Below are 22,115 nucleotides of genomic sequence, written 5' to 3'. Positions count from 1 at the left end.
GGCGGTACGCGGTTAACAAACCAACCAGGCTAGGCTATGGCCGACGTGTTGCCGCCACCGTGGAGATTCCCGTGAAGCTCTCGATCCTCATGCCGGTCTACAACGAGGAAGAACGCATCGCGGATGCCCTCAAGCAGGCATTGGCGGTGGACTATCCCTGTGAGATCGAGTTGGTAGTCGTCGACGACGGCAGCCGGGACGGCACCGGCGAGGTCCTCGGCCGCGCCGACGACGCACGCCTGCGGGTCATCACCCACCAGCGCAACGCCGGCAAGGGTGCCGCCATCAAGACGGCGGTCGACAGCGCCGAGGGCGACTACATGGTCATCCTCGACGCCGACCTGGAGTACGACCCGCAGGACATCCCCAAGCTGCTCGACCCGGTGCTCGACGGGCGGGCCACGGTGGTCTACGGCAATCGCACCTTCGGCAGCCACAGCGCCTACAGCTTCTGGTACGTGATGGGCAACAAGGGCGTCACCATGGCGGCCAACGTGCTGTTCAACTCGTACATCGGTGACCTGGAGACCTGCTTCAAGTTGATGCCGGTGGCGCTCTACCGGTCGCTCGAGGTGCGTTCGCGCGGCTTCGGCATGGAGGCCGAGGTGACCGGCAAGCTGCTGCGTCGCCGCATCCGGCCGTACGAGGTGCCGATCAGCTACCGGGCACGCGGCCGGGAAGAGGGCAAGAAGATCACCTGGAAGGACGGCGTCGAGGCGATCTGGATCCTCGGGCGCGAGCGCGCTCGCCGCCGCCCCGCCGTCTCAGCCGCCAACTGACCCCAGGAACGCGCTGATCGACAGCCGCAGGCCGTCGGCGTCCAGACCATGCCACCGGGCGTGGTCGGCCGGATCGCCGTACCGTCGCAGGTCGGTCTGACCCACCCCGAGCGCGAGCAGCCGGTGCGGTACGTCCGCCAGAGCCCGGCTGACGACCGCGCTCGACGTGCCCGCCAGGTACGGCTCGACAAGCACCACGTCGGTGTTGGCGAGCGCCCGCAGCCCACGAGTGTCGAACGGCCGGGGCGTGTGGGTGTACGCCACCGTCACGTCCATCCCCTCGGTCGCCGCCAGGGTGGGGTCGAGCATCGGTCCGACCGCCACCACGAGCGGCGCGTTCGTTCCGCCCCGCCGCAGCACCCGTAGCCGGCTGGCATCCGGGTACGCCTCGGCGTTGCCCTGCTCGGAGAGCCGCAGGTAGATCGGATCGTCGGAGGTCGCGGCGGTGCGGAGCAGCGGCGCCACCTCGTCCGGGTGGCCGGGCACCCGGACCGTCCAGCCGTCGCCGAGGGAGTCGAAGAGCGCCACGTCCCCGGGTGACTGGTGGGTGCGGCCCTCCGCCGACCCGTCGTACGACGCGCCGATGCTGACCAGGACGGCGCCCACGCCCTGGTGGTCCAGATCCAGCTTGATCTGCTCGTACGCCCGGTCCACCAGGAACGTCGCGTACGAGTGCGCGATCGGACGCAGCCCGGTCAGGGCGAGCCCGCCGGCCACCCCGATCATCAGTTGCTCCCGGATCCCCACGTTGAGCACCCGGTCCGGGTGTCGGTGGCCTACCGGGGCGAACTGGCTCACCGAGATGTCGGCCAGCACCAGTGCGGTACGCGGATCCTCGTCGAGGAGGGCGGTGGCGGTGTCGATGAAGGCGGTACGCATGTCGGTCATCCCTTGCTCTCGGTGCGGGCGACCACCAGGTGCGGGTGTCGTGGCCGGTGCCCGGTCAGCGCCGCGTACAGGGCCTCGTGGTCCCGGCCGTCCACGGTGTCGGCGGTCCAACCGTTGACGGTGAACCGGCTGGCGATACCACCGGCCCACCCGTAGCTGGCCGACGCGTTGTCCACCACAACCGCGGTGAGGCTGTCCAGGCCTATCGCTCCCGCGTACGCGATCGCCTCGTGGTTGGATCCCTCGTCCAGTTCGGCGTCGCCGAGCAGCACGTACACCCGGGGTTTGTGCAGCCCCTGGGCGCGTAGGCCGAGCGCGGTGCCGACGGCCAGCCCGAGCCCGTGCCCGAGGGATCCGGAGCTGATCTCGACCCCGGGCACCAGGCGTCGGTCCGGGTGGTGGCCGAGCCGGCTCTCCGGGCCGGCCAGGTCGTCGAGCCAGGCCTCCGGGATGAAACCGTGCGCGGCGAGCACCGCGTAGTAGGCGGCCGGTCCGTGGCCCTTGGAGAGCAGGAACTGGTCCCGCTCCGGGTCGTCGGCGGTGTCGGGGGTGACCCGCAGCACCCGGTCGTAGAGCACCTGGAGCACGTCGATGGTGGAGTGCGCGCTCGGCGCGTGCTTCTCGTCGCCGGTCAGTCGTCGGATCAGCCCGGGCAGTCGGGCGCTGCTGTCGGTGGTCAGTGCGGTGGTCATGCCACTACTGTGTGAGTTGAAGTGCACTTCAACTCAAGGACCTGTTGATGCCGGATCTACTGACGATCGGTGAGCTGTCCGCCCGCTCCGGGGTGGCACCGTCGGCGCTGCGCTACTACGAGCGACTCGGGCTGATCCGCGCCGACCGTACCGGCGGCAACCAGCGCCGGTACGCCCGCGCCGAGCTGCGGCGGGTCGCCTTCATCCGGATCTCCCAGCAGGTCGGCGTCTCGCTCGACGAGATCCGGGCGGCACTCGACTCGCTCCCCGAGGCCCGCACCCCCAGCCCGCAGGACTGGGCGCGGCTCTCGGCGAGCTGGCGGAGCAGGCTGGACGAGCGGATCCGGCTGCTCACCAAGCTCCGCGACGACCTGGACGGCTGCATCGGCTGCGGCTGCCTGTCGTTGCAGCGCTGCACGCTCAACAACCCGGAGGACACGCTGGCCGGCGAGGGCCCGGGCGCCCGGCTGGTGCTGCCCCGACCGACCGACGACCCGACGCTGGCAGGCTCGCTCAACTGACGGCTGACCGCCCGCCCGGTGGGCGGGTGAGGAGCACCTTGCCGAAGTGGTCGTGCGATTCGACGCGCCGGTGCGCCTCCGCCGCCTCGGTCATCGGCAGCCGCCGGTCCACGATCGGCCGGATCCGGCCCGACTCGACCAACGGCCACACCTCATCCCGTACGCCCTGCACGATCTCCGCCTTCTCGGCGAGCGGACGGGACCGTAGCGACGTCGCGGTGACGCTCGCCCGCTTGGTCAACAGCGCGCCCAGATCCAACTCGGCCTTGCGCCCACCCTGCATCCCGATCACCACGAGCCGACCGCCGGTGGCCAGCGCGGAGACGTTCCGCCCCAGGTAGGACGCGCCCATGATGTCGAGGATGACGTCCACCCCGCGCCCGTCGGTGACCCGCCGGGCCTCCTCGACGAAGTCCTGCTCCCGGTAATCGATCAGGTGGGCCGCGCCCAGCTCACGCAGCCGGGCGTGCTTGGTCTCCCGCGCGGTGGTCAGCACGGTCACGCCGAGGGCCGCCCCGAGCTGGATGGCGAAGGTGCCGATCCCGCTGCCCCCGCCGTGCACCAGCAGCGTCTCGCCCGCGCCGAGCCGCGCCACCTGGACCAGGTTCGACCAGACCGTGCAGGCTGCCTCGGGCAGCGCCGCCGCATCCACCGGGTCGCACGCCGGCACCGGCAGCAACTGCCCGGCGGGGACCGCCACCCGCTCCGCGTACCCGCCGCCGGCCAGCAGCGCGCAGACCTGCTGCCCGACCGCCCAACCGGCGACCTCCGCGCCAACCTCCGTGATCACCCCAGAGCATTCCAACCCGGGGTACGCGGGCGCGCCCGGCGGCGGCGGGTAGTGCCCCTGCCGTTGCAGCAGGTCAGCGCGGTTGACCCCGCTGGCCCGCACATCCACGATCACCTCGTCCGGGCCCGGCTCCGGGTCGGGCACCTCGGCCCAGACCAGCGCGTCAGGTCCACCGGGCTCCGGAATCGTGATGGCTCGCATGGGCCCAGTCTTCCCGATCTCACCGGGTGCCGCAGGCGCACCCTCCAGCCCACTGTGGACACGCGAGACCGCCTGGCCGGCGCACCGGGGAGGGACACCGGGCCGCCCGGAGCGAGCCGTGGCAGACTATGCGTGGCCGTACGCCCACGGGTGGCGGCCCAGGAGGGTTCGCCTAGTGGCCGATGGCGCTGGTCTTGAAAACCGGTAAGGCAGCGATGTCTTCGTGGGTTCGAATCCCACACCCTCCGCCCAGCGAGACGGCTGTTTACGCAGCTCAGCCCCCGTTTCCCGACGGGGGCTGATTGCTGATGGGGGGCTGGTGGGGGGGACTACGCACTGCCCTTGCCGTTGATGGATCGAAGCGGGGCAATGGGTTGGGTCTGCTGCTCCGCGTTCGCCCGCCACAGGTCCCGCACCATCTCCTGGATCTTGGCGAGTTTCACCCCGTTGACCTCGACCTGTTGGTCAGCGGCAACGACGGCGGCGATCACCGACTCGACGCTGACCTGCTGGTTGCGCAGGTTGTCGTTCTCCGCGGTGAGTGCCCGGACCTGAGCGTGCAGGCCGCCGATGAGCAACCAGCCCAGCCAGATGAGTCCGCCGATGGGGAACGTCACCCCCACGACGAAGCCGAGGACGTCGAACGGTGGGGCCAGGGTGAACGTGGTGAAGCTGTGCAACGCCCGGGCGACGATCGAGACGACGCCAACGGCAATGACACCACCGGCCAGCGTGCAGGGGGCGACGGATGGGCGCTTCGAGTAGTACATGACGCGATCAGCTCCGATCGGGTTGTGCTGGTGGTGGAGAGGTGATCGGAGGTTGGGTGTCGCGGTCCCCCACCTCCCGCCGGCCAGGCCGGCACGTGCCCGCTGTCGCGCTGCGGGCGTGGCCAGCTCAGGCGGGTCCGGGCTCGATGTGCTCGGTGCGGCCGGCGGGGATGTCACCGCGGGGACGCAGCTGGGTGAGCCGGTGGAGCACGGGTGCGCTGTAGGCGCCGCCGGCGGTGAGGGCGACGAGCTGTTCACCGGTGGGTGGTGGCGGTTTGACGTTGCCGGCGGTGATGGCCTGGCCGTCGGGTCCGGCCGGGGTGGGGCAGGGCTTCAGCGGTGCCGGCACACGGTGGGCGGCGGGCAGCCCGGTGCGCCGGTCGGTGATGGTGCGCACGACACCGCGGCCGTGGTCGGGGGTGACGTCGTCGCCCCGGTCGCTGGTGCACTGCGGTTCGCGGTCCGGCCGCTCCGCGCTGTCCGTCGCGGGGGCCAGGCCGGGGAGCAGGGTGCCGGTACCAGCCACGGGGCCGATGACGGGCAGGCCGGGCACCTCGACTACCGGCGCCGGGGGCAGCTGCGCGCCCGGCGGGACGGTGGTGACCGGGACGTCGAGCGGGGTGGGCTGCGTCGGCTCGGTGGGCGCCGGGGTGGCGACGGGCGCCGGGGTCGGCAGGGGCGGGATCGGGACGACGACCGGTGCGGGAGCTGGAGGTGTCGGCACCTCCGGTACTTCGACGGGTGGCGCGGGAAGGTCCACCGGCACCTCGACGGGCACCTCGACCGGCGGGACGACCGGGTCGGCGGCCGGCGGCTCGTCTACCGGGGCGTGCTCGGTCGGGGTGTCCTCGGCCGGCTCGGACGTCGGCTCGTCGGCGGGCGCGTCCTGCTCGGGTTCCGGCGCGGTCGTCGGCTCCGGGTCGGGTTCCGGCTCCTTGGTGGGCTCCGGCTCGGCTGGTGCTTCCTCGGCCGGCGGCTCCGGTTCCTGCGTGGGTTCGGGCGTCACCTCGTCGACCACGCCGACGACGGTTCCCAACGCACCCCCCGGGCGTTGGGCGTCGTCGGCGTGGGCGGCGGTGCTCATGGCGAGGGCGCCGACGCAGCCGGCGATGGTGAGTCCTGCCCCAAGGGCGAGACGTCGCAGTGTGGTCCTTGTCGTCATCGGCGTCGTCACCTCCCCCCGGAGTACGTGCCAGCGATCCCATCGACGGGACCAAATCCCTGCTGTTGCCCCCTGTGCGGGGACGTTCATGAGTGTCGTCCTGATCACTACGAGGTGACCATCCTGCCCCCGGTGGAGGCGGGGCGCGACCTGTGTCGGCGATCTTTATACGTTCGGCTCGGCGGGATTCCCGCGCAGTTCCTGTCCGGCAGTCTGCTTCATCCGCACTGGGAGCGCTTCTATCCGTGCAACTTGCGTTCAGCATGCGTAACTTCGGGTTGATCAGACACAGCGACGCAGGCCCCATGGCTGCGGTGCAACGCTACCAAGATCGCCCGTAGGGCTAGCTGAACGTGAAGCGTGTCCGGTCCGCCGCGTACTTCCCGCGCTCCCGACCACCGACCATCACCACGACGATCGGCACCACGACGCCCGGCTCGATGCCCAGCTCGGTGCGCTCCGCGTCGGTGGGCATGCGGGCGATGAACTCGGCGCCGCGTGGCACGCTGACCTTGATGCGGTCCCGCTCTTCGACCACCCAGGCAGGGTATCCGCGCACGGTCCCGATCAGGCCCTCGTTGCGCAGGACGTCCATCGTCCGCTGGATGGTGTCGGTGCCGACGCCGTACTCCTGGGCGAGGTGTCGCACCGACGGCAGGTCGTCGCCCGGCCTGAGCTGCCCCGACTGGATCCGGTCGCGCAGCACGTCGGCGATCTGTCGGTACACCGCTCGCTCGGCGGCGTGGTTGATCACGCTGGAGCACGCTACGGATCGACACCAACATGTACGGACAAGGCCCTAGGGCCCAAGGGCGGAAGGTCAGCGGCTGGCGTTGCGGACCTTCGCGAACCGGTTCCACACCTTCCGGCCGACCCGCAGCCGCGACCCGGAGCCCTTGCACCGGCGGCACCGCCGCCACACCTTCGAGTCCTTCCGAGCGAACTTCCCCTTGCCCTCGCACTTGCCGCAGTGGGCGAACGGCCACCACGCGCACGACGCGGCGTAGGCCAAGGCGGCGACCGTCAGAGCGGCCAGGAGCCAGCCCCACGGCATGGGGTGCTCGGGGGTGGCGGTAGCGGCGGTCAGGGCGTCCACGGTGCCTCCAGGGGTGGTTTTCGGGGGTGTGAGCTGAGGTGGTGCTACGCGCTACCTCCCGCCATCACCGCAGGTCACGGCATGTGCGGGAGGTAGCGCGGCAAGGTGGCACTCGTGCTACCGGTAGCGCGGGCCGTGCTACCTGGATTCGATGGCGCGGCGCTGGATAGCGGCCTCGATCGCGGCCTTGTCGCAACCCTGACCCTTGCCCGAATCGAAGTGGTCCGGGTCGTGAACGGTCTTCCCCTTGACCCCGAGCTTGCGCACCATCGCGCTGATCGCCTCGGGGGTGATGTCGGCGTACGCCTCGGGGTAGGTCTCCTTCAGGCGGGCGGCGAGCGCCGGCCAAGAGATGGTGGCCTTCCCGGCGTAGAAGACGTTGCGGACGTCGTTGAGCACGTCCCGCGCCTCCCGCGACATCTCCTCCCCGGCGGCCTCACCCGTGAGCAGATCCTGAGCCTCGCGGAACTGACGAGCCGCCCGAAGGATCTTCTCGGCGTCCTGCCCGTCGGCGAGGAACGTGCGCACCGTGGGGGTGTCGTCGCTGGCCCCGTAGAGGTAACCAACGCCGCGGTACTCAGGGCCCACGGGCAGGGTCGACGCGTCGAACCCCTCGGCGTAGGCGTCGCCGCCCAACACAGCCTCGCTGACCAGCCGGTTTCCGCACTTCAACGCGAACCGCACCGCGTGGTTGTCCCGGTAGCGGGTGAACAGCCGCTTGATGTTCTCCCCCGAGCCGATGCCCGACGGCTTCTGTGAGCTGGACAGGATGATGACCCCGGCGGATGGGCCAACGGCCATGATGAACGACAGCAGCGAGGCGATCTCCTCGGAGGCGTCCTTGTCGTCCAGCTCGTAGTAGACCTGGAACTCTTCCATCACCAGCATGTGCACCCTGAGCTGCTTGTACTTGCGGGACAGCTCCCGCGTCAGCTTCCCCTCGGGGCACTCGGAGGCGGGCAGCTTCGACAAGAAGTCGTTGACCTGCTCGATGTGCTTCTTGAGGTAGCGCAGCGCCTGGAGCAGGTGCTCCACGGGGTCACGGTCGCGGCTGTTCGGCACCGTGCCGTAGATCGCCATGTGGGCGACGAGCCGGAACAGCGTCCAGTCGGGTGAGTTCTTGCCGTCCGCGACGATCAGCCGCACGTACGGGTCGAGGGCGGCGTACAGGGCCAGCGCCCGGGCGGTGAAGGTCTTGCCCTTTCGGGGCTGCGCACCGACCAGCACCGAGATCCACATGAGCAGCAGCGTGACGAGGCTTCCGCGCTCGTCGAAGCCGAGCGGTGCGGGCTTCCAGATGTCGGTGGGCTTGAGCCGCAGCAAAGGCGTCCGACCTGCGGAGATGGCCAGTGGGTCCTGGTAGGCGACGTACAGCCAGTGGCTGCGGTGGCTGGCCTTGTCCTTGGTGATGAACACCTGATTGATGGACACGTCGAGGCCGGAGGCGATGCCGCCCTTGGCCTTCACGGCGTCGTCGAAAGTCTTGCCGGGCGGCAGTCCGATGAGGATCTGGGAGCCGAGGTGCTTGGCGTCGTCGGCCATGCGGCTGAGGAACTGGATTTGCTGGTTCGGCTTGTCCGGGTGGCCGAGGCCCGCGGCGTAGTAGGCGCTGGCGACCAGGTCGGGGTTCAGCTTCCGGAACCGGGGGGTGACCACGGCCGGGTGGATGATGGGCTTGGTCGCCGGCCGACCGACGTGCGCGAGCAGTGGTACGGCGACGACCGCGACGGCGACGACCGCCCACGTCGGCGCGAGCCGTACCGCGACGTACGCGGCGACGAGCAGTACCACCTCGGCGAGCAGCACGAGGCCGCGGTACAGGCGGGTGGCCTTCACCTCGTTGTGCGTCTTGTGCCACTCCTGCGCGTCGCCGCTATTCGCGGCAACCTGCTTCAGGTGCGTACCGTCCTCGGCCCGGGCGTCGGCGTCCCACCACCACCGCAGCTGCCGGCCACTGACGCGCAGCACGCCGATGATGGCCCAGAACGTGGCCAGCGCGATGTACCACGGGCTGCGCACCGCGTGGTACCCAGCGCGGTGGGTGACCTCCCCACCGACCCGCTTGAGCCCGGCCACGATGTTGTCCTTGCCGCGCCACTGGGCGGGAATGATCGGGCGGCGCGTGTCGTCCTTGCTGACGACGTCCACGTAGACGGGCCTGCGGGTGTCGGGCTCCTCGTCCAGCTCGATCTCGAAGTGGGTGTCGCGGGGGGTCAGGTCGTCGTCAGCCATGGGTCAGCCCTCCTTTCGAGCCACGGTGCGGCCGGTGGGTCGGCGGGATTTGTCGCTGGTCGGGGTGGGTCGGTTGCTGCCGGTGCCGGCCCATTCGGGCCGCTTCCACGGCTTGCCGCCGAGCACCCGCATCGGCTTGTCGTCGGCCACGGGTCAGCCCTCCTTGCTGTGGTCGTGGCCGTTGACGCCGGCCATCTGGCGCGGCCAGTACCGGCGGACCGTGCGGGTGCCGAGCTGCAACCGGGCGGCCACGTCCGCCTGCGTCATGGCCGGGTTCTTCGTGCGCAGAGCGGCCACCTTCTGCTCGGTGGTGGCCGCCGGCTTGGCCGCCTTGCGACCGGCCACCTGGCGCTCGTCGGTGGCCGGTTCCTTGGCCGGGCGCGTGGGCCGTTCCGGGGCCACGACGGTGACGTTGATGGCCGGTGCCGGGCGGCCCATCCGGCGGGGCCGGCGGGTGGTGGTTGGCCGCCACCGTGGCCGGTAGGTGGCCGGTGTAGGGCCGGCCAGCGGCGGCTCGGTGATGGCGTCAACGATGACCGCCAGGTCATCCCCAGCCGGAGCGGCGGTGGGCTCGCCGGCCAGCTTCGCCGGCGTGAGCCGGCCGGACAGGAGCGCCGCGTACCCGTCGTAGTCGGCCAGGGCGGCGATGCGCTGGGCGATGGCCGCCGGGTCGTAGGTGTGCACGGCGATGGCCGCCAACGTCGGATCGGCGGACTCTTCGATCAGCTCCCGCACAGCCTTCGCGATGGCCGCCTCACGCCGTTCCGCGCGAACCTGCTCCCGGGCCGCCGCGAGCGAGGCCAGCCGCCCCAGCCGGGCGGTGGTCGGCTGCGGACCCTCGGCCAGGCGGGTAGCCGAGTTGGCCTGCGCCAGGATCCGCGCCCGCCGGGTGATGCCCGGGTGGGTGAACCACTGCACGACACCGTAGGTCGGGGTGGTGTCCTCCATCTTCCCGGCCAGGCGCAGTGCGTCGCGGCGCTTCGCGGAGGTGATGAGCAGGTAGACGAGATAGCCCAGGCCGGACATGACGCCGAAGAACGCGGCGAGGCCGACCTGCTGGTGGCCGAACACGTTGGCCGCGACGGCGACCGACGCGAACGCCGTGGACAGGGTCATGGCGAACAGGGCGCGCTCGCCGAGCTGACGGCGCTCGTCGGCGTACCGCATGAGGACGACTCCGCCCAGCTCGACGGCGGCGATCGGGCCCAGGGCGATCCACCAGTTGACGTTGAGCCAGTGCGCCGCGGCGGTGACGGATCCGCCGAGGGCGGTGGCGAGGACGACGGCGTAGAAGACGCGGACCATGCGGTTGGTGTTCATCGGACGTTGGCCTCCTTCCTGGTGAGGCGCAGGTCGGCGAGGGTGGGGGCAGTGGTGGTGGCGGTGACCGCGGCGGGCTGCTCACGCTCCAGCAGCACCGGCCGGGTCACGTACCAGCGGTGCACGGCCTTGGCGCCGCGCCGGCTCAGCCGGTACGCGCGAGGGGCCGCCCACTTCGTGGTGAGGATCAGGGCGACGAGCAGCAGCTGGACGGCCTGGGCGAGCTTCTTGAGCAGCCACCAAACGAGCTGGGCGCCGCCGACCAGGATGAACTCCCAGAAGCCGCCCGCGACCCGGTTGCACCCGCACTTGCCGTTGATGGCGCACATCAGCGGGCCAACTCCTTCCGCTGCCGGGCGGAGACAGCGCGACGCTGCACAGGGGCCGGCTGCGACACGGCGGCCGGCTTCCCACCACCGGCGAGAGCGATCAGGCCCAGGGACATGGCGGCGAACAGCGGCGGGCCGACCACGCCGGCGGCGATCAGTTCCGCGCCGGGCTGGTCGGTGGGCAGGTGAATGGCGACCTGCCACACGACGATGCCGGCGACGGAGCCGAGCAGGTGCCCGGAGATCAGGGACGCCTTCATCGCGCACCCCCGGGCTGAGCTGCGGTGACGCACATGCCGGCCGCGCCGATGTCGCACGGCTGTGTGGTGTGGTTGTAGCCGACGGCGAACGCGGCGGCGACGGCGCACAGCAGGATGGTGCGCTTCACGAAACGGTCGATGGCGGCCATCACTTCACCACCACGGTGTCGTAGTAGGTGGCCCGGTCCGCGCCGACGTGCTGGTAGATGTCGCCGTGGTCGCCGCCCTGCGCGGTGACGATGCCGTGGGCGGTGGTGTCCACCTCGTCGTCGGTGGTGGCGGTGAAGGTCTCGCTGTGGGTCTTCGTCTCGCTGATGAAGACGTCGACTCGGTACAGCTCGGTGGGCTGCGCGGGCGGGCCCGCGTCGGGGATCATGCTCATGGGTCGGTCCTCCTGGGGTCCGATCAAGGCCCCGGCCGGCGGTGGAGTCGCCGCGCCGGGGCCGCCTACGTTGTGGTCAGTTCTCGTCAAGCCAGCCCTCGCGGAGCCGCCCCTGCCCCTTGGCCTGCTGAATCGCGGTCTGGGTCTTTGCGTCGGCCGGCTTGAACTTCGTCCGGTCAGTGCGGCTGTCCTTGCCCATCGCGTCGGCCAACTTGGCGTTCAGCTTCGTGTCGCGCTTCGGCATCGGTCACACCTCCCACATCTGGCCGCAGTGGGTGCAGACCATGTACTTCTTGCCGTTCGCGTAGGTGGTGTGGAAGACGGGGTGTGTGCAGCTGGCCATCGGTACTCCCTCTGTTTGGGTCGCCTGCTTGGCGTCCTCCGCTGGCCGCCCGGACCGGTGTGGGCCGGGCGGCGTACGCAGAACGTCAGCGGCGGTACCAAGGAACGTTCTTCTCGGCGGCGATGACGCGGTCGTTGGCGTCGAGGAAGGCGTCGGTCTCCGCGCGGTCGCGGCGGCTGATGCGCTCCAGCTCGGCGCGGGCGTCCTTGTGCTCCTGGATCGCGGCGGTCTTCTGGGGGTCCTTGCTTCCGAACAAGCCCATCTCGTTCCTCCTGAGGCTCGCTTGCATGTTTGTGTGTCTAGTGAGACGCTAACCCTCGAACCCGTCCTGTGTCAACTGAGACAAGGAGCTGATAGCGTGATCACCGTGCCTCGCCCCAAAACCGTCTACACCGACGAGCAGCAAGCCCTGCTCGCCGCCGCCATCGAGAAGGCGCAGAACGCCGAGCGCGCCGAGGATGAGGCGTGGGAAGCCATCCGGGCGGCCCGGGACGCGAAGGTGCTCGACACCGATCTGACCGGCGACAACACCCCGCCGCGCTTCAACCGGGCCACCCTGAACAGGCGGTACGGCAAGCGCCCTTCCTGATCCGGGCACAACGAAGACGGCCCCGCCGCCTCCACATCGGAGGTTGCGGGGCCGTCTTCGTGTTTCAGTTGACACACTCTCCCAGTGCCTGTAGTGTTTCAGATGAGACAGGAACTGGCCGAGAGAGGGAGATGGACATGGACAAGGTCGAAGCGAAGACCCAGGAGATCATGGCGATGGACCCGACGATCAGCCCCAAGCGCGCGCAGATCAAGGCCATGAAGGTCATCGCCGCCGACCAGCTCGCCGCCTACCACCGCCAGGTGATGGACCAGAACTGACCAACCCGCCACCCAGCGCCCCGCCTCCCAGACGGAAGCGGGGCGCTTCTCCGTCGCCTACCCGACGATCACGGTGACTGGTTGCCGCTGGTCGATACGGTGCCCGACATGATCCGTACCCGCCTCACTGTCACCGCCCTGACACTGGCCGTCGCCGTGACTGCCGCCGGCTGCGGCGGCGACGCGGAACCCACCGCAGCCCCGTCAGCAACGGCCAGCAGCACGTCCCCCACCCCGGCGCCCACCAGCGCATCGCCCACTCCAGCCGCCAGTCCGAGCGTCGACCCGGACGTGCCGCTGAAGCTCGGCAAGACCTTCACCACCGCCGACAAGTACGCCCTCGCCACCGTCTACGGGTACAAGCACAACGTCGCCAAGACCGCACCGAGGCCCGACGAGCAGCCCGGGTACGTGTGGGCGGCAGCCGACGTGAAGGTGTGCGCCGGGAAGGCCGACGTCAATCCTCGCGGCCTGCTCATCTCGAACAGCCCGTGGTCCTTGGTGTACGCCGATGACACGCAGATCGAGCCGTCGAACACCGGGTACGGCTCGTTCCCGGAGCCCGGGTTCCCGTTCGGGGAGAAGGATCTCGCGCCGGGCCGGTGCGTGCGGGGGTGGATCACGTTCCCCGCGCCGGGCAACAAGCGGCCGGTGGCGGTGGAGTACGCGCCCGAGGACGAGCCGGTGCCCCCGCGCTGGGCGGTGAAGTAGCCCGGACAGCACGAAAGCGCGCCCCCGCCACGAAGGCAGGGGCGCGCAGTGCGTTGCGGGGAGAGTCAGCGGTCGATCGGGTCCTTGGCGTTGGGGATGACGTACACGCCGAACGCGCCGAGGATGGCCAGGGCCACGGTGATGCCCTCGGTCGCGGTCAGGGTGTTGTCGCCGAGGGCGACAGTCAGGGCGGTGCCACCGGCGACGACACCGGCGACGATGGTCTTGGCGTACTGGGCGACGCGCATGCTAATCCTCCTGGGTACGGTGCATGGATGGCTGGGTTTCCGCGCCTCCGCGAGGCGGGCTGGTTGTACGGCGACGACCCGTACCTCCCGCTGGCCCTGGTCAGGCTGTTCGAGCGGATGGACGGGACGGGCTGGGAAGTGCGCCTGAACTCGCCGGCCGAGGCGGCGACGACGATGGTCGACTGGCCTGACGAGGCCGGGGCGCGGGCTGAGCTGGCGCGGGTGTACGCGCAGGGTGAGCAGTACGGCCGGTGGCGGATTCGCCAACCGGACGCCTACTGAGCTACAGGTGGCGGCCGTTGACGGTGCCGCCCGGATCACGAACCATCGCCCGCAGCTGCTCGATCTCGATGCCTGGGGTGAGGATTGCCGACCGCCACGACCGCAGGGTGGCCACCGCAGCGTCGATCTCCCCGTTCAACTCCCGCATCTTTTCCCGCGTCTCCTCGCGGGCCTGTCGCAGCTCGTCGCGGGCTGCCTTCGCCTCCCGCTCCGCCTCCGCAGTACGTTCCTGCAACTCGTTGACCTGCTGGATCGCGCTGTCGGTTAGCCGGGCCACCGCGTCCGCGCGGGTCTTCGGCCGGTTGAACAACCCCCCGACCAAGGTGGTGATGATGCCGGCCACCCCACCACCGCTCACACACGTCAGGACCAGGGCCCATCCGCTCATTACCGTTCCCCCGCCTGCTTGACCGCCCTGATGCCCCGGGCCACCTGCCACCCCCGCCACGCCGACGCGCCCGCCCAGGACAGGCAGAACGCCACCGCGAACGTCGCCTCAGGCCGCCCGCTGGCCAGCAGTGCGAGGCCGTACAGCAGCGGCGCTGCCGTCTGCCCCTGCATGGCTGCCAGTTCCAGCACCAACGCCTGGTAGGTGTTGGGCAGCACGATGGAGACCAGGCCGATGACGCCGGACGCGAACAGCAGCAGGTACCACGTCCACAGCACCCAGGTGTCGACGAGCTGCTCGACGGTGGTGGGTGGTTTCGCGCCGAGGACGAACGCGCCGCCGGCGAGCGCGGACAGGATCAGGAACATCACCTCGTGGGGTCTGTGCCTGCCGGTGACGATGATGGTCGGCACGGTCACTCGACCAGGCGGCGGGTCAGCTCGTCGGCGACCTGCTTGGCCATGGTCGGCGGGATCGCGGCGGCGATCTTCTCCGGGGTCAGCGACGCCAACACACCGGCGACGATGGCCGGCTCGTCGGTGAAGTCCTTGCCGGCCAACTGGGCTACGGCCTGCTCGGTCCGGGCAGTGGACCCCCGCATCGTGTACGTGTCGTTCGCGACCGCGGCCACGAACGTGCCGAGCGCGATCTTGGGGTTAGTCGCCCGGTCGCCGTAGCCGTTGGGCCAGATGTCCGCAGTGACGAGATAGTCCCCGAGCGCCTTGGCGATCTCCTGTGCAGTAGGCATGTCGTCCTCCGTGCTGGTCGGGGCCTTGATCAGGCCGATCTCGGTCAGGTAGCGGCGCACCACGGCGGTCTGGTCCCGGCCCGCCTTGATCGCGTCGCGGAAGTAGCTCTTGTGGGTGTGCCAGCGGTGGGAGCTGTCGCCCGAGCTGCGCTTCCCGAGGCGATCCCACCGCTTCACCGTCGTGCCGTCCGGCGAGTAGATGACCTCCCGGATGTCCCGGGTGTCGACGGTGTTCGCCGCACACTGGGCGACCAGCCACCGGGAGTAGTGCGGGAGGTCGAAGGTGCCCTTCGGGGTGGTAACGCGGAACTGGCCCACATCCAGGCCGGCGGCGTAGTCGTTGAGCCCGGCCCGGTCGCGCGGGGACTCGACCACCGAGTAGTCGTTCGTCACCACCCGGTCCGAGCCGCAGTGGTAGCCGCCCCGGTGAGCTGGGTCGCCGACGATGCCGACCTCGCCCGGGTCCAGGTCGTCCGGGCCCGGGGCGTTGTCGAGGTGCGTCAGCAGCAGGCTCCGGACAGCCAGGAGGTTGGCGGGTGCGCGGGTCACAGCCCCAACCTCCGGGCCACCTCACGGCGAATCGTCTCATTGCGGGCCGCCCGGCCGGCGTCAGTCAGGTGCACCCCGTCAGTCAGCCACGACCGGATCCGCGTCGGCTTCACCGCCAACTGCCGCTCCCACGCGGCGATCGACAAACCAGGGTGACGGCCCGTCGCCTCCCACAGCTGGGTGTTCACCCACGCGGCGTTCCGCTGGTCGTCGACCTGCACGTTCGCCGGTTGCGCCCACCGTGAGATGTGGACCTCCACCCACACCACCGGCACCGTCGGGCCCAGCAGCGTCATCACCCGGTTGACCTGCCCGGCGACCACCGGCGGCCCGAAGAACGGGGCCGGCCCGTAGATGTCGTTCGTCCCCGCGGCCATCACCACCAGGCGCGGCGGCCCGTACACGGCCAACCACTCGGCGAGCACATCCACCGTCGGCCGGGTGGGCCGCCCCGACTGCCCGTTCGACGCCACGAACAGCCCGTACTCGGCGTACATGTCGGTGGCGAACGCCCCGGCGCTGTCCACGGTGAGCGAGTCACCGAGCAGCCATACGTCGGCCTTCGCGACCAGGTCCGGCGCGGACACGACCTGCTCCCCGGTGGACCAGTCACCCTGATTCCCGGATCCGTACCAGCCCGGGCCCACCGCCGGGGCGGTGCACCCACAGTCGGCGGCGGACGCCGGTGCGACGGCCGTCAGCAGCACCACGGCGGCGACCATGACGGCGAACAATTTCCGGGCACCACGCATCATCACGACCTCCATCAGGTCAAGGCGGGAAAGGGTGTCAGCGGCGCGGCGGGCCGGCTTGCGCGCGGATCGCCTTCGAGATCTGCCGGGGCAGTGTCGGCGCGAACGAGTCCAACTCCAGCCGGCACGACGCCCGGCCGGTGTCGTACTCCGCGCCGACGCACCGGAACACGGTGACCCCGTCCCGCGCGGACGCGTTGAGGCTGTCGAGGCGGGGCAACACACCCCGCACCCGGATGAGCGAGCCGGGCGCCAGGCGGGGCAGCTCGTAGGGGTACACGGTGCGGCCAGTCACGTAGTCGACCAGCGGCCGGGCGACAGTCAGAGTGCCCTGGTTGGGTGCCGCCGCGTGCTCGGCAAGGAACTCGTCACCGGCCCGGTTGGCGTTGGACTCACCCCCGGCGACCGCGCCGAGGTCGATGAACGCCTCCCGGGAGAACCCGGCGTCGGCGAGCACCTGCACGGTCTGGGTGCGGACGGTGGTGCGGGGCCGCCCGGCCTGGTCCACCCATCGCACCCGCACCCGGTCATAAAGGCCGTCCGCGCTGCCAGGGCTGTCGAACACGTCGGAGACGTCCGCGTCGAACCGCACCGAGGTGGGCCAGTTGGACCACTCGAAGCGGTACTTCCCCGCAGCGTTCGGCTCCCACGCCGCCCAGAAACACCGCGGCTCCAGACGCATCAACTCCGCCAGCACCCGCTCGGAGTCAACGCCGTCCACCCACGCCAACTTCGGAATCGGGTACGTGCCCGTGGCGATGCTGGCGTTCGCCCCGTCGAACTGCGGGAGCAACCGGCCCAGCAGGTCCGCCACCACCTCGTGCGCCAGAACCGTGCTCAGCGGGTACGACGCCGCGGTGAGCAGCTCCGTGCCGGCGGCGTTGTAGCGGGTGCCGACGACCGCGACGTCCCGCAGTGCGGCCCAGTAGGTGTCCGTGCCGATCGTCGCCGCCCCGGCGGCGCTCTTGAACAGCCGAAACTCGATGGTGTTCCGGTTGTTCGCGGCCGCGAAGTCCGTGGCGATCACGCTGGCGAAGTTGCCGCCGACCGTGTTCAGGTTGGCGGTGGCCACGACGTCGCCGGAGGCGAGGCTGCCGTCCGTGCGGGCGACCGCCTGCAGCGCGTAGTTGGCGTCGGTGACACCGGCGTCCCAGCCGGCCGACACCCGGGCCAGTTTCTGCCCGGCCCGCCACAGGTGGTTGTACCGCACCGCCACCCGCGACCCTTGGATGACGGGGGTGGAGGCGGGGAACCGCAGCAGCTGCCACTGATCCAGGCCCAGCGGGTCACCGGGGGACGCGCCGACCGAGTCGACGCCGCCGGGGGTTTGGTTGTCGACCCGCTCGAACGCGAAGTCCGTATCCACGTAGACCAGGGGGACGGTGCGGTCGCGGGTGTGCGCGGCCGGGCCGACAGCGTTGATCTGCCACACCTCGCCGTCGCCGCTCGCGCTGCGCCCCGGGTCTTCCAGGCGGCCCGCCCAGACCGTCTGCCCGGACCGGTCGTAGACGAACACCTGCCCGTAGTAGGCGACGTCCGCCGGCTGCAACGCGAGGGGCCGGTGGAACGACAGTTGCGCGGACGCGAAGCCGCCCGGGATGGTGCTGCGGAACCGCAGCTCCCGCAGGTCACGGGTGACGTGCCGATCCCCGGCGGCGGTGACGATCCGCACCCCCAGCGGCACCGGCAAGCTCATGACGCCCTCGCGTACAGGTAGCGCGGCCAGTACGTCGGATACACGCTCACCGACTCGCTGATGGAGTCCTGCGTGCCGGTGGTGCCCACGTTCGGCATGACGTACAACCTGTTGTCCTCCCCGGCCGCGAGCTGCGGGAACAGGCCCACGACGGGGATGCCGAGGGCGTCACCGATCGGCCCGGGGCCGGCGGACGCGTCGTCCCAGGCCTGCTCGTAGGCCATCTCCCGGATGCCGTCGACCACACCCAGGCCAGTCAGCGAGTCAGGCCACGACACCAGGCACAGCCGCTCATCGGCCGGCACGAACATCAGCAGGTCCATGTCGAGGTTCCCGCTGCCGGACACCCGTTCGGCTTGGATGGCCAGGGGCACCCCCGACGCGGGCCACAGCAGCCCCGAATACCCGTCGGTTTCCGGGTCCGCCCCCGCCGGCAGGGACACCAGCGTGTCCAGGTCGATGTAGCGGCGGTCCGTGGACTGGGCCAGGGTGACGGTCCGGCCGACAACCGCACCGGGGGTGGAGACGCCACCCCACAGCATCCGCACCCGGATGACATCGCCCGCGACCGACTTGCGGTAGCGCAGGAACGGCCGATACGTGCCCCGGTACGCGCTGGAGGTGAACCCGCCCAGCGGGAACACCGGGAACGTCACCCTGTTCACCATGGTCGCGTTCGTCGCGAACGTGGTGCGGGTGTAGTTGTTGCTCGTGCCGGACATGGTCACGTCGTTGCCCGGCTCGGTGGTGTCGGTCTGGTTGTTGCCGTCCTCCATCTGCAACGACCAGAACGACCCGGACAGGTTCCGCGACCGCACCGCCATCAGCGACTGCCGGCCGACCACCGCCGACGCGCCCACCCGCAGCACCGCCGGGGTGTCCACGTCCCCCAGCACCTGCGCCGCCGGGATCGTCACATGCTGCGGGGCTGTCGCACCTACCAGCGGGTCGTTGTTGATGGTGATCGGTGCCAGGATCTGCTGCGCGCCCAACGCGAACGGCTCCGCGAGCAGCTCCACCTCGAACAGTCGCAGGTTCCCACCGCCCGGCACCTCGGTGATGCGACCCATCGGCGACCGGATTGTGTTGAAGTGCACCGGCTGCGCGGCGTCGTCCGGCTGCCACTTCAGGATGTTGCGCGGCCGGTCCACCTCCGCCGCCAGGGCCTGCAACTGGGCGACGGCGTCATCGGCGTGCAGCTCCAGGCGGAACCGGATCATCCGATCGTCGTACGCCGACGCCGGGTACACCGACCCGTCCCGCAGCAAGGTCGACGCAGCCGCCCTGCGCAGCGCTGGCGGGGACGCGTCGAACCCCTCGTACGGGGCAGCCCACGGTGCCTCGTTGTTCAGGTCCAGGCGCACACCCGGGGCCGGGGTGCACGCGAAGTCGTCGAACGCGACGGCGACGGGCAGGGTGTTCGTGTTCCCGGCACTGGCCAACACCGACGCGCCGATGCGGCCGAACGCGAACACGGACACGTCGGTGGCGGTCACCGTCCACGACGCCGGTGGGGTGCCCCCGGCGGGCCACACCTTCGCCCGCCAAGTCGTTTTGTCTGTGCGCTGGAACCCGATCGTCCACGACGACCCGGCCGTGTACGTGCCCAGCGACGCCGTGGCCAGGTCGGTGCCGGATGCGGTACGCCGCAGCCGCACGCTCAGTGCCCCGCTGGTGCCGAACACCAGTTCGGCCTTGTAGTTGTCGGTGGGTGTCACGTACGGGGCAGTCAGGGCGACGAAGATCGGCGCACCGGTCGCCACCACCGGCATCGTGACGGTGACCACGGCGTCGAACTCCACCAACCGCACCCCGACCAGCATCGAATAGATCGTGCTGACGGCGGTGATGTTGACGCGGCCCTTGCCGGAGGTGACCTCGTAGTTCGTGCCGGACCCGCCCTCGAACCCCCACAGCGGGCGCATCGACGGGGTCAGCCCGTCCATGACGCCCCACCCGCCGGGGAGCGCGGTGCGGGCGAACGCGTCACCGAGAGCCGCCGGGGGGATCGAGTCGACGAACTGAAGAGTGGTCATCCCGCCCTCACGTAAAGGTCCGCTGTCCGGCCACCCCGGTCATCGATACGCAGCGTCGTGCGGGACAACGCCCGCTCCATGGCCCGCTCGAACGCCGCCACCAACTGGTCGGTCGACGGCCCCGAACCGCTGGCGGCGGGGGTCGACACACCGACCGGCGACGCGCTGGCACGGCCGGCGATCTCCGCCGACTGGCGGGCGTTGAGCACGTACCCGTTGTCGCGGAAGGTCAGCAGCTCAGGGCCCTGCTCACCCACCCAGAGCGTCTGACCGCGCAGCGTGGGACCGCCGGCGGCCCGGCCGCCGATGCCGTCACCGATGCCGACGTTGCGGCCCTCGGAACGGGTGGTGATGATGTTGTTGTGCACGGTGATCACGACGGACTTGGACTTGATCGCCGCGATGCGGCCGGCGACCGTCTTCAGGTCGATCGGGGTCTGCGTCGTCGTCACCTTCACCGTGGGGTTCACCGACGGAATCCCGAACAACTGGTCGGCCAGCTTGTTGGCCTCGGCCTTCGACACTCCCATCGCCCGAGCCGCTTCGATGAACTTCGCCCGCCCGCGCTCCGTGGCCGCTGACGCCATCTCCTGCGAGCCGGTCTGGGCGAGGATGGCGTCGGAAGACGCCGCCGCCGCCTCGGCGATACCCAGCAGGGCCTGCCGGTTCGCGCGGCCTTTCTCAGTGTTGGCGTCGATGCCGTCGTTGTTGGCCTTCCCGGCGGCGGTGGCCTTGTCGATGGCCTCCTCCAGGCGGATGTTCGCCTGCTCAGCGGAGATGTTCTCCCCGGTCAGCCGGCGGATCATGTCCGACAGCGTCTCCACCTCAGCCGCAGCGGTGGCGGCCGTGGACTCCGTGCTGGTGAACCCAGCGATCAGATCCTGGAGACCCTGCGACAAGCCGTCGCCGGACGTCTTGGCGGCTTCCTCTTCGGCGACGAGTTGAGCGAAGCGGGTGCGGTTGCCGACCAGCAACGCGCCGAGCTTCTCCATCCACCCGTATGCCTCAGCCAGCGCCCCGATCGTGCCGACGATCGTGCTCACGCCGATGCGGAAGACACCCCACAGCGCGGTGAGCGCCCGGCTTCCCTCGTAGGCGTGCGCCGACAGCTGCACGAACGTCTCACCGACCAGCTCCCCGGCGTCCTCGGCGATGTCACCCAGGACCCGCACGACCGGCCCGGACCGTTCCACCGCCGTGGCGAATCCGTCGACCGCTGACGTAGCCCCGGAGAGCACGTCGCGGGTCAGCGGCGCCAGCATGCCCGACGCCGCCCTCGACGCCCGCTCCCAGTCGTCGCCGATCTCACCGATCCCGTCCCGGACGATGCCCAGCGCCTCGACCGTGGCCGGGACGAACGACACCGCGCCGCGGCGCATCTCCTCGGCGAACGAGTCGCCCGTCAGCTTCGCCGCTGCCTTCACCTGCGGGTGCTGAGCGGCGACCGCGATGCCACCGATGATGCCGCCCACCCCGGCGGCGCCCACGACAGCACCGGCGATGACCCCGCCGAGCGCTGGGGCAGCCGCTGACGCGGCGGCCACCACACTCGTACCGAGCGCCACCTGCGCACCCGGAGGCAAGGTGCCGAACACGTTGGTGAGCGCGGCGGAGATCGGCCCGCCAGCACGGGAGAGCCCGGATGCCACCCCGGCCGCGATCCGCCCACCGAAGCGGACGGCCTCTGCGGTCGTCTCGCTGTCGTCGGGCAGCAGATCCTTGATGCGGGTCAGTTTCCGCAGGTCAGCCTGTTGCCGGCGCAGATCCTTCGCCAGATCCTTGTTGCCGGTGCGGTCGATCTCGGCGGCCAGGTCACGCATCGCCGCCTGCGCCACGGCGATCTCCGCCGCCAGGCCGGCGTACTCCTCACCAGCGTCGTCGGCTTCCCGTCCGGACTGGCGGGTCTTGTCGCCCAGGTCGTCGACCTGATCGGCGGCGGTCGCGGACTTCTTGCCCAGGTCTTCGACCTGATCGCCGGCCTTCTCGGCGGCGGCGCCGACCTGCTTGAACGCCTTCGACCCGGAGGTGTCCCGGCCAACGACGTCGAATTCAATCTTGTCGCGGGCCACG

General features: G+C 70.5%; 30 protein-coding genes and 1 tRNA gene. 7 read left to right on the top strand and 24 right to left on the bottom strand.

Translation table 11 applies throughout. From position 1 onward, the window contains the following. Positions 1-71: 71 nt before the first annotated feature. Positions 72-779, top strand: a complete 708-nt coding sequence (locus ACFYL6_RS21055) for a glycosyltransferase family 2 protein (RefSeq protein WP_030487790.1) — start codon at positions 72-74, stop codon at positions 777-779. Here ACFYL6_RS21055 and ACFYL6_RS21050 read toward each other — a convergent pair. Together ACFYL6_RS21050 and ACFYL6_RS21045 are read right to left on the bottom strand one after the other, a co-directional pair. Next, positions 765-1,658 (bottom strand): transketolase family protein, encoded by an 894-nt coding sequence (locus ACFYL6_RS21050; protein WP_387173442.1) that lies wholly within the window; start codon positions 1,656-1,658, stop codon positions 765-767. The genes ACFYL6_RS21055 and ACFYL6_RS21050 overlap by 15 nt on opposite strands. 5 nt (positions 1,659-1,663) lie before the next feature. Then, the gene (locus ACFYL6_RS21045; protein WP_387173440.1) at positions 1,664-2,359 is read right to left on the bottom strand and encodes a transketolase; all 696 of its coding nucleotides are present in this window, start codon (positions 2,357-2,359) and stop codon (positions 1,664-1,666) included. Positions 2,360-2,406: 47 nt separating this feature from the next. Here ACFYL6_RS21045 and soxR point away from each other — a divergent pair, with 47 nt between their 5' ends. Continuing rightward, complete coding sequence (gene soxR / locus ACFYL6_RS21040) at positions 2,407-2,880, top strand: redox-sensitive transcriptional activator SoxR (protein WP_238662400.1); 474 nt, start codon at positions 2,407-2,409, stop codon at positions 2,878-2,880. On the opposite strand, the gene ACFYL6_RS21035 is transcribed toward soxR, so the two are convergent. After that, positions 2,873-3,871, bottom strand: coding sequence for an NAD(P)H-quinone oxidoreductase (locus ACFYL6_RS21035; protein ID WP_387173438.1), 999 nt, complete (start codon positions 3,869-3,871; stop codon positions 2,873-2,875). The genes soxR and ACFYL6_RS21035 overlap by 8 nt on opposite strands. A gap of 161 nt (positions 3,872-4,032) precedes the next feature. Here ACFYL6_RS21035 and ACFYL6_RS21030 point away from each other — a divergent pair. After that, positions 4,033-4,119, top strand: a tRNA-Ser gene (locus tag ACFYL6_RS21030). An 81-nt stretch (positions 4,120-4,200) separates the two neighbouring features. Here ACFYL6_RS21030 and ACFYL6_RS21025 read toward each other — a convergent pair. The 13 genes from ACFYL6_RS21025 to ACFYL6_RS20965 form a co-directional block, all read right to left on the bottom strand. Next, entirely contained in the window at positions 4,201-4,641 is a 441-nt protein-coding gene (locus ACFYL6_RS21025) for a hypothetical protein (RefSeq protein ID WP_387173436.1), read from the bottom strand. 127 nt (positions 4,642-4,768) lie between these two features. After that, positions 4,769-5,803, bottom strand: a complete 1,035-nt coding sequence (locus tag ACFYL6_RS21020) for a hypothetical protein (protein ID WP_387173435.1) — start codon at positions 5,801-5,803, stop codon at positions 4,769-4,771. A 343-nt stretch (positions 5,804-6,146) separates the two neighbouring features. Continuing rightward, positions 6,147-6,557 (bottom strand): GntR family transcriptional regulator, encoded by a 411-nt coding sequence (locus ACFYL6_RS21015; protein ID WP_387173433.1) that lies wholly within the window; start codon positions 6,555-6,557, stop codon positions 6,147-6,149. Positions 6,558-6,623: 66 nt separating this feature from the next. Continuing rightward, a complete protein-coding gene (locus ACFYL6_RS21010) occupies positions 6,624-6,899 on the bottom strand; it encodes a hypothetical protein (protein ID WP_387173431.1) in 276 nt (91 codons plus the stop codon). Between the two features lie 138 nt (positions 6,900-7,037). Next, positions 7,038-9,131 (bottom strand): cell division protein FtsK, encoded by a 2,094-nt coding sequence (locus tag ACFYL6_RS21005; RefSeq protein WP_387173429.1) that lies wholly within the window; start codon positions 9,129-9,131, stop codon positions 7,038-7,040. A 3-nt stretch (positions 9,132-9,134) separates the two neighbouring features. Then, the gene (locus tag ACFYL6_RS21000; RefSeq protein ID WP_387173427.1) at positions 9,135-9,281 is read right to left on the bottom strand and encodes a hypothetical protein; all 147 of its coding nucleotides are present in this window, start codon (positions 9,279-9,281) and stop codon (positions 9,135-9,137) included. A 3-nt stretch (positions 9,282-9,284) separates the two neighbouring features. Continuing rightward, complete coding sequence (locus ACFYL6_RS20995; RefSeq protein WP_387173425.1) at positions 9,285-10,451, bottom strand: hypothetical protein; 1,167 nt, start codon at positions 10,449-10,451, stop codon at positions 9,285-9,287. Continuing rightward, a complete protein-coding gene (locus ACFYL6_RS20990; RefSeq protein WP_387173423.1) occupies positions 10,448-10,780 on the bottom strand; it encodes a hypothetical protein in 333 nt (110 codons plus the stop codon). The genes ACFYL6_RS20995 and ACFYL6_RS20990 overlap by 4 nt, the downstream gene beginning before the upstream one ends. Further along, the gene (locus ACFYL6_RS20985) at positions 10,780-11,040 is read right to left on the bottom strand and encodes a hypothetical protein (protein ID WP_387173421.1); all 261 of its coding nucleotides are present in this window, start codon (positions 11,038-11,040) and stop codon (positions 10,780-10,782) included. The genes ACFYL6_RS20990 and ACFYL6_RS20985 overlap by 1 nt, the downstream gene beginning before the upstream one ends. After that, complete coding sequence (locus ACFYL6_RS20980) at positions 11,037-11,189, bottom strand: hypothetical protein (RefSeq protein ID WP_387173419.1); 153 nt, start codon at positions 11,187-11,189, stop codon at positions 11,037-11,039. The genes ACFYL6_RS20985 and ACFYL6_RS20980 overlap by 4 nt, the downstream gene beginning before the upstream one ends. Further along, complete coding sequence (locus tag ACFYL6_RS20975) at positions 11,189-11,422, bottom strand: hypothetical protein (RefSeq protein WP_387173418.1); 234 nt, start codon at positions 11,420-11,422, stop codon at positions 11,189-11,191. The genes ACFYL6_RS20980 and ACFYL6_RS20975 overlap by 1 nt, the downstream gene beginning before the upstream one ends. Before the next feature lie 76 nt (positions 11,423-11,498). After that, a complete protein-coding gene (locus ACFYL6_RS20970; protein ID WP_387173416.1) occupies positions 11,499-11,666 on the bottom strand; it encodes a hypothetical protein in 168 nt (55 codons plus the stop codon). 184 nt (positions 11,667-11,850) lie between these two features. Next, positions 11,851-12,027 (bottom strand): hypothetical protein, encoded by a 177-nt coding sequence (locus tag ACFYL6_RS20965; RefSeq protein WP_387173414.1) that lies wholly within the window; start codon positions 12,025-12,027, stop codon positions 11,851-11,853. A 96-nt stretch (positions 12,028-12,123) separates the two neighbouring features. Between ACFYL6_RS20965 and ACFYL6_RS20960 the strand changes: the two genes are divergently transcribed. The 3 genes from ACFYL6_RS20960 (at position 12,124) to ACFYL6_RS20950 (ending at position 13,346) form a co-directional block, all read left to right on the top strand. Next, positions 12,124-12,354 (top strand): hypothetical protein, encoded by a 231-nt coding sequence (locus tag ACFYL6_RS20960; protein WP_387173412.1) that lies wholly within the window; start codon positions 12,124-12,126, stop codon positions 12,352-12,354. 137 nt (positions 12,355-12,491) lie between these two features. Continuing rightward, the gene (locus tag ACFYL6_RS20955; protein WP_387173410.1) at positions 12,492-12,635 is read left to right on the top strand and encodes a hypothetical protein; all 144 of its coding nucleotides are present in this window, start codon (positions 12,492-12,494) and stop codon (positions 12,633-12,635) included. 108 nt (positions 12,636-12,743) lie between these two features. Further along, on the top strand, positions 12,744-13,346 hold the full coding sequence (locus ACFYL6_RS20950) for a hypothetical protein (RefSeq protein WP_387173408.1): 603 nt from the start codon (positions 12,744-12,746) through the stop codon (positions 13,344-13,346). Between the two features lie 65 nt (positions 13,347-13,411). Here ACFYL6_RS20950 and ACFYL6_RS20945 read toward each other — a convergent pair whose 3' ends face one another. After that, positions 13,412-13,594, bottom strand: coding sequence for a hypothetical protein (locus ACFYL6_RS20945; RefSeq protein ID WP_387173406.1), 183 nt, complete (start codon positions 13,592-13,594; stop codon positions 13,412-13,414). A 27-nt stretch (positions 13,595-13,621) separates the two neighbouring features. On the opposite strand from ACFYL6_RS20945, the gene ACFYL6_RS20940 reads away from it, so the two are divergent. After that, the gene (locus tag ACFYL6_RS20940; RefSeq protein ID WP_387173404.1) at positions 13,622-13,876 is read left to right on the top strand and encodes a hypothetical protein; all 255 of its coding nucleotides are present in this window, start codon (positions 13,622-13,624) and stop codon (positions 13,874-13,876) included. 1 nt (position 13,877) lies between these two features. Here the strand turns inward: ACFYL6_RS20940 and ACFYL6_RS20935 are convergent, their stop codons facing one another. The 7 genes from ACFYL6_RS20935 to ACFYL6_RS20905 are packed head-to-tail and all read right to left on the bottom strand — an operon-like array spanning position 13,878 to position 22,114. Beyond that, the gene (locus ACFYL6_RS20935; RefSeq protein WP_387173402.1) at positions 13,878-14,264 is read right to left on the bottom strand and encodes a hypothetical protein; all 387 of its coding nucleotides are present in this window, start codon (positions 14,262-14,264) and stop codon (positions 13,878-13,880) included. Continuing rightward, complete coding sequence (locus ACFYL6_RS20930; RefSeq protein ID WP_387173400.1) at positions 14,264-14,683, bottom strand: hypothetical protein; 420 nt, start codon at positions 14,681-14,683, stop codon at positions 14,264-14,266. The genes ACFYL6_RS20935 and ACFYL6_RS20930 overlap by 1 nt, the downstream gene beginning before the upstream one ends. Beyond that, positions 14,680-15,561, bottom strand: a complete 882-nt coding sequence (locus ACFYL6_RS20925) for a hypothetical protein (protein WP_387173398.1) — start codon at positions 15,559-15,561, stop codon at positions 14,680-14,682. The genes ACFYL6_RS20930 and ACFYL6_RS20925 overlap by 4 nt, the downstream gene beginning before the upstream one ends. Then, positions 15,558-16,328, bottom strand: coding sequence for a GDSL-type esterase/lipase family protein (locus ACFYL6_RS20920; RefSeq protein ID WP_387173396.1), 771 nt, complete (start codon positions 16,326-16,328; stop codon positions 15,558-15,560). The genes ACFYL6_RS20925 and ACFYL6_RS20920 overlap by 4 nt, the downstream gene beginning before the upstream one ends. 22 nt (positions 16,329-16,350) lie before the next feature. Next, complete coding sequence (locus ACFYL6_RS20915) at positions 16,351-18,009, bottom strand: hypothetical protein (RefSeq protein WP_387173394.1); 1,659 nt, start codon at positions 18,007-18,009, stop codon at positions 16,351-16,353. Then, positions 18,006-20,045, bottom strand: a complete 2,040-nt coding sequence (locus ACFYL6_RS20910; protein ID WP_387173392.1) for a hypothetical protein — start codon at positions 20,043-20,045, stop codon at positions 18,006-18,008. Before ACFYL6_RS20910 ends, ACFYL6_RS20915 begins: the two co-directional genes overlap by 4 nt. Next, positions 20,042-22,114 (bottom strand): hypothetical protein, encoded by a 2,073-nt coding sequence (locus ACFYL6_RS20905; RefSeq protein ID WP_387173390.1) that lies wholly within the window; start codon positions 22,112-22,114, stop codon positions 20,042-20,044. The genes ACFYL6_RS20910 and ACFYL6_RS20905 overlap by 4 nt, the downstream gene beginning before the upstream one ends. Position 22,115 lies beyond the last annotated feature (1 nt).

The sequence above is a fragment of the Micromonospora sp. NPDC007208 genome, assembly GCF_042869175.1.
Lineage (GTDB): Bacteria > Actinomycetota > Actinomycetes > Mycobacteriales > Micromonosporaceae > Micromonospora > Micromonospora foliorum.
This window is presented reverse-complemented; position numbering and strand designations above follow the sequence as displayed.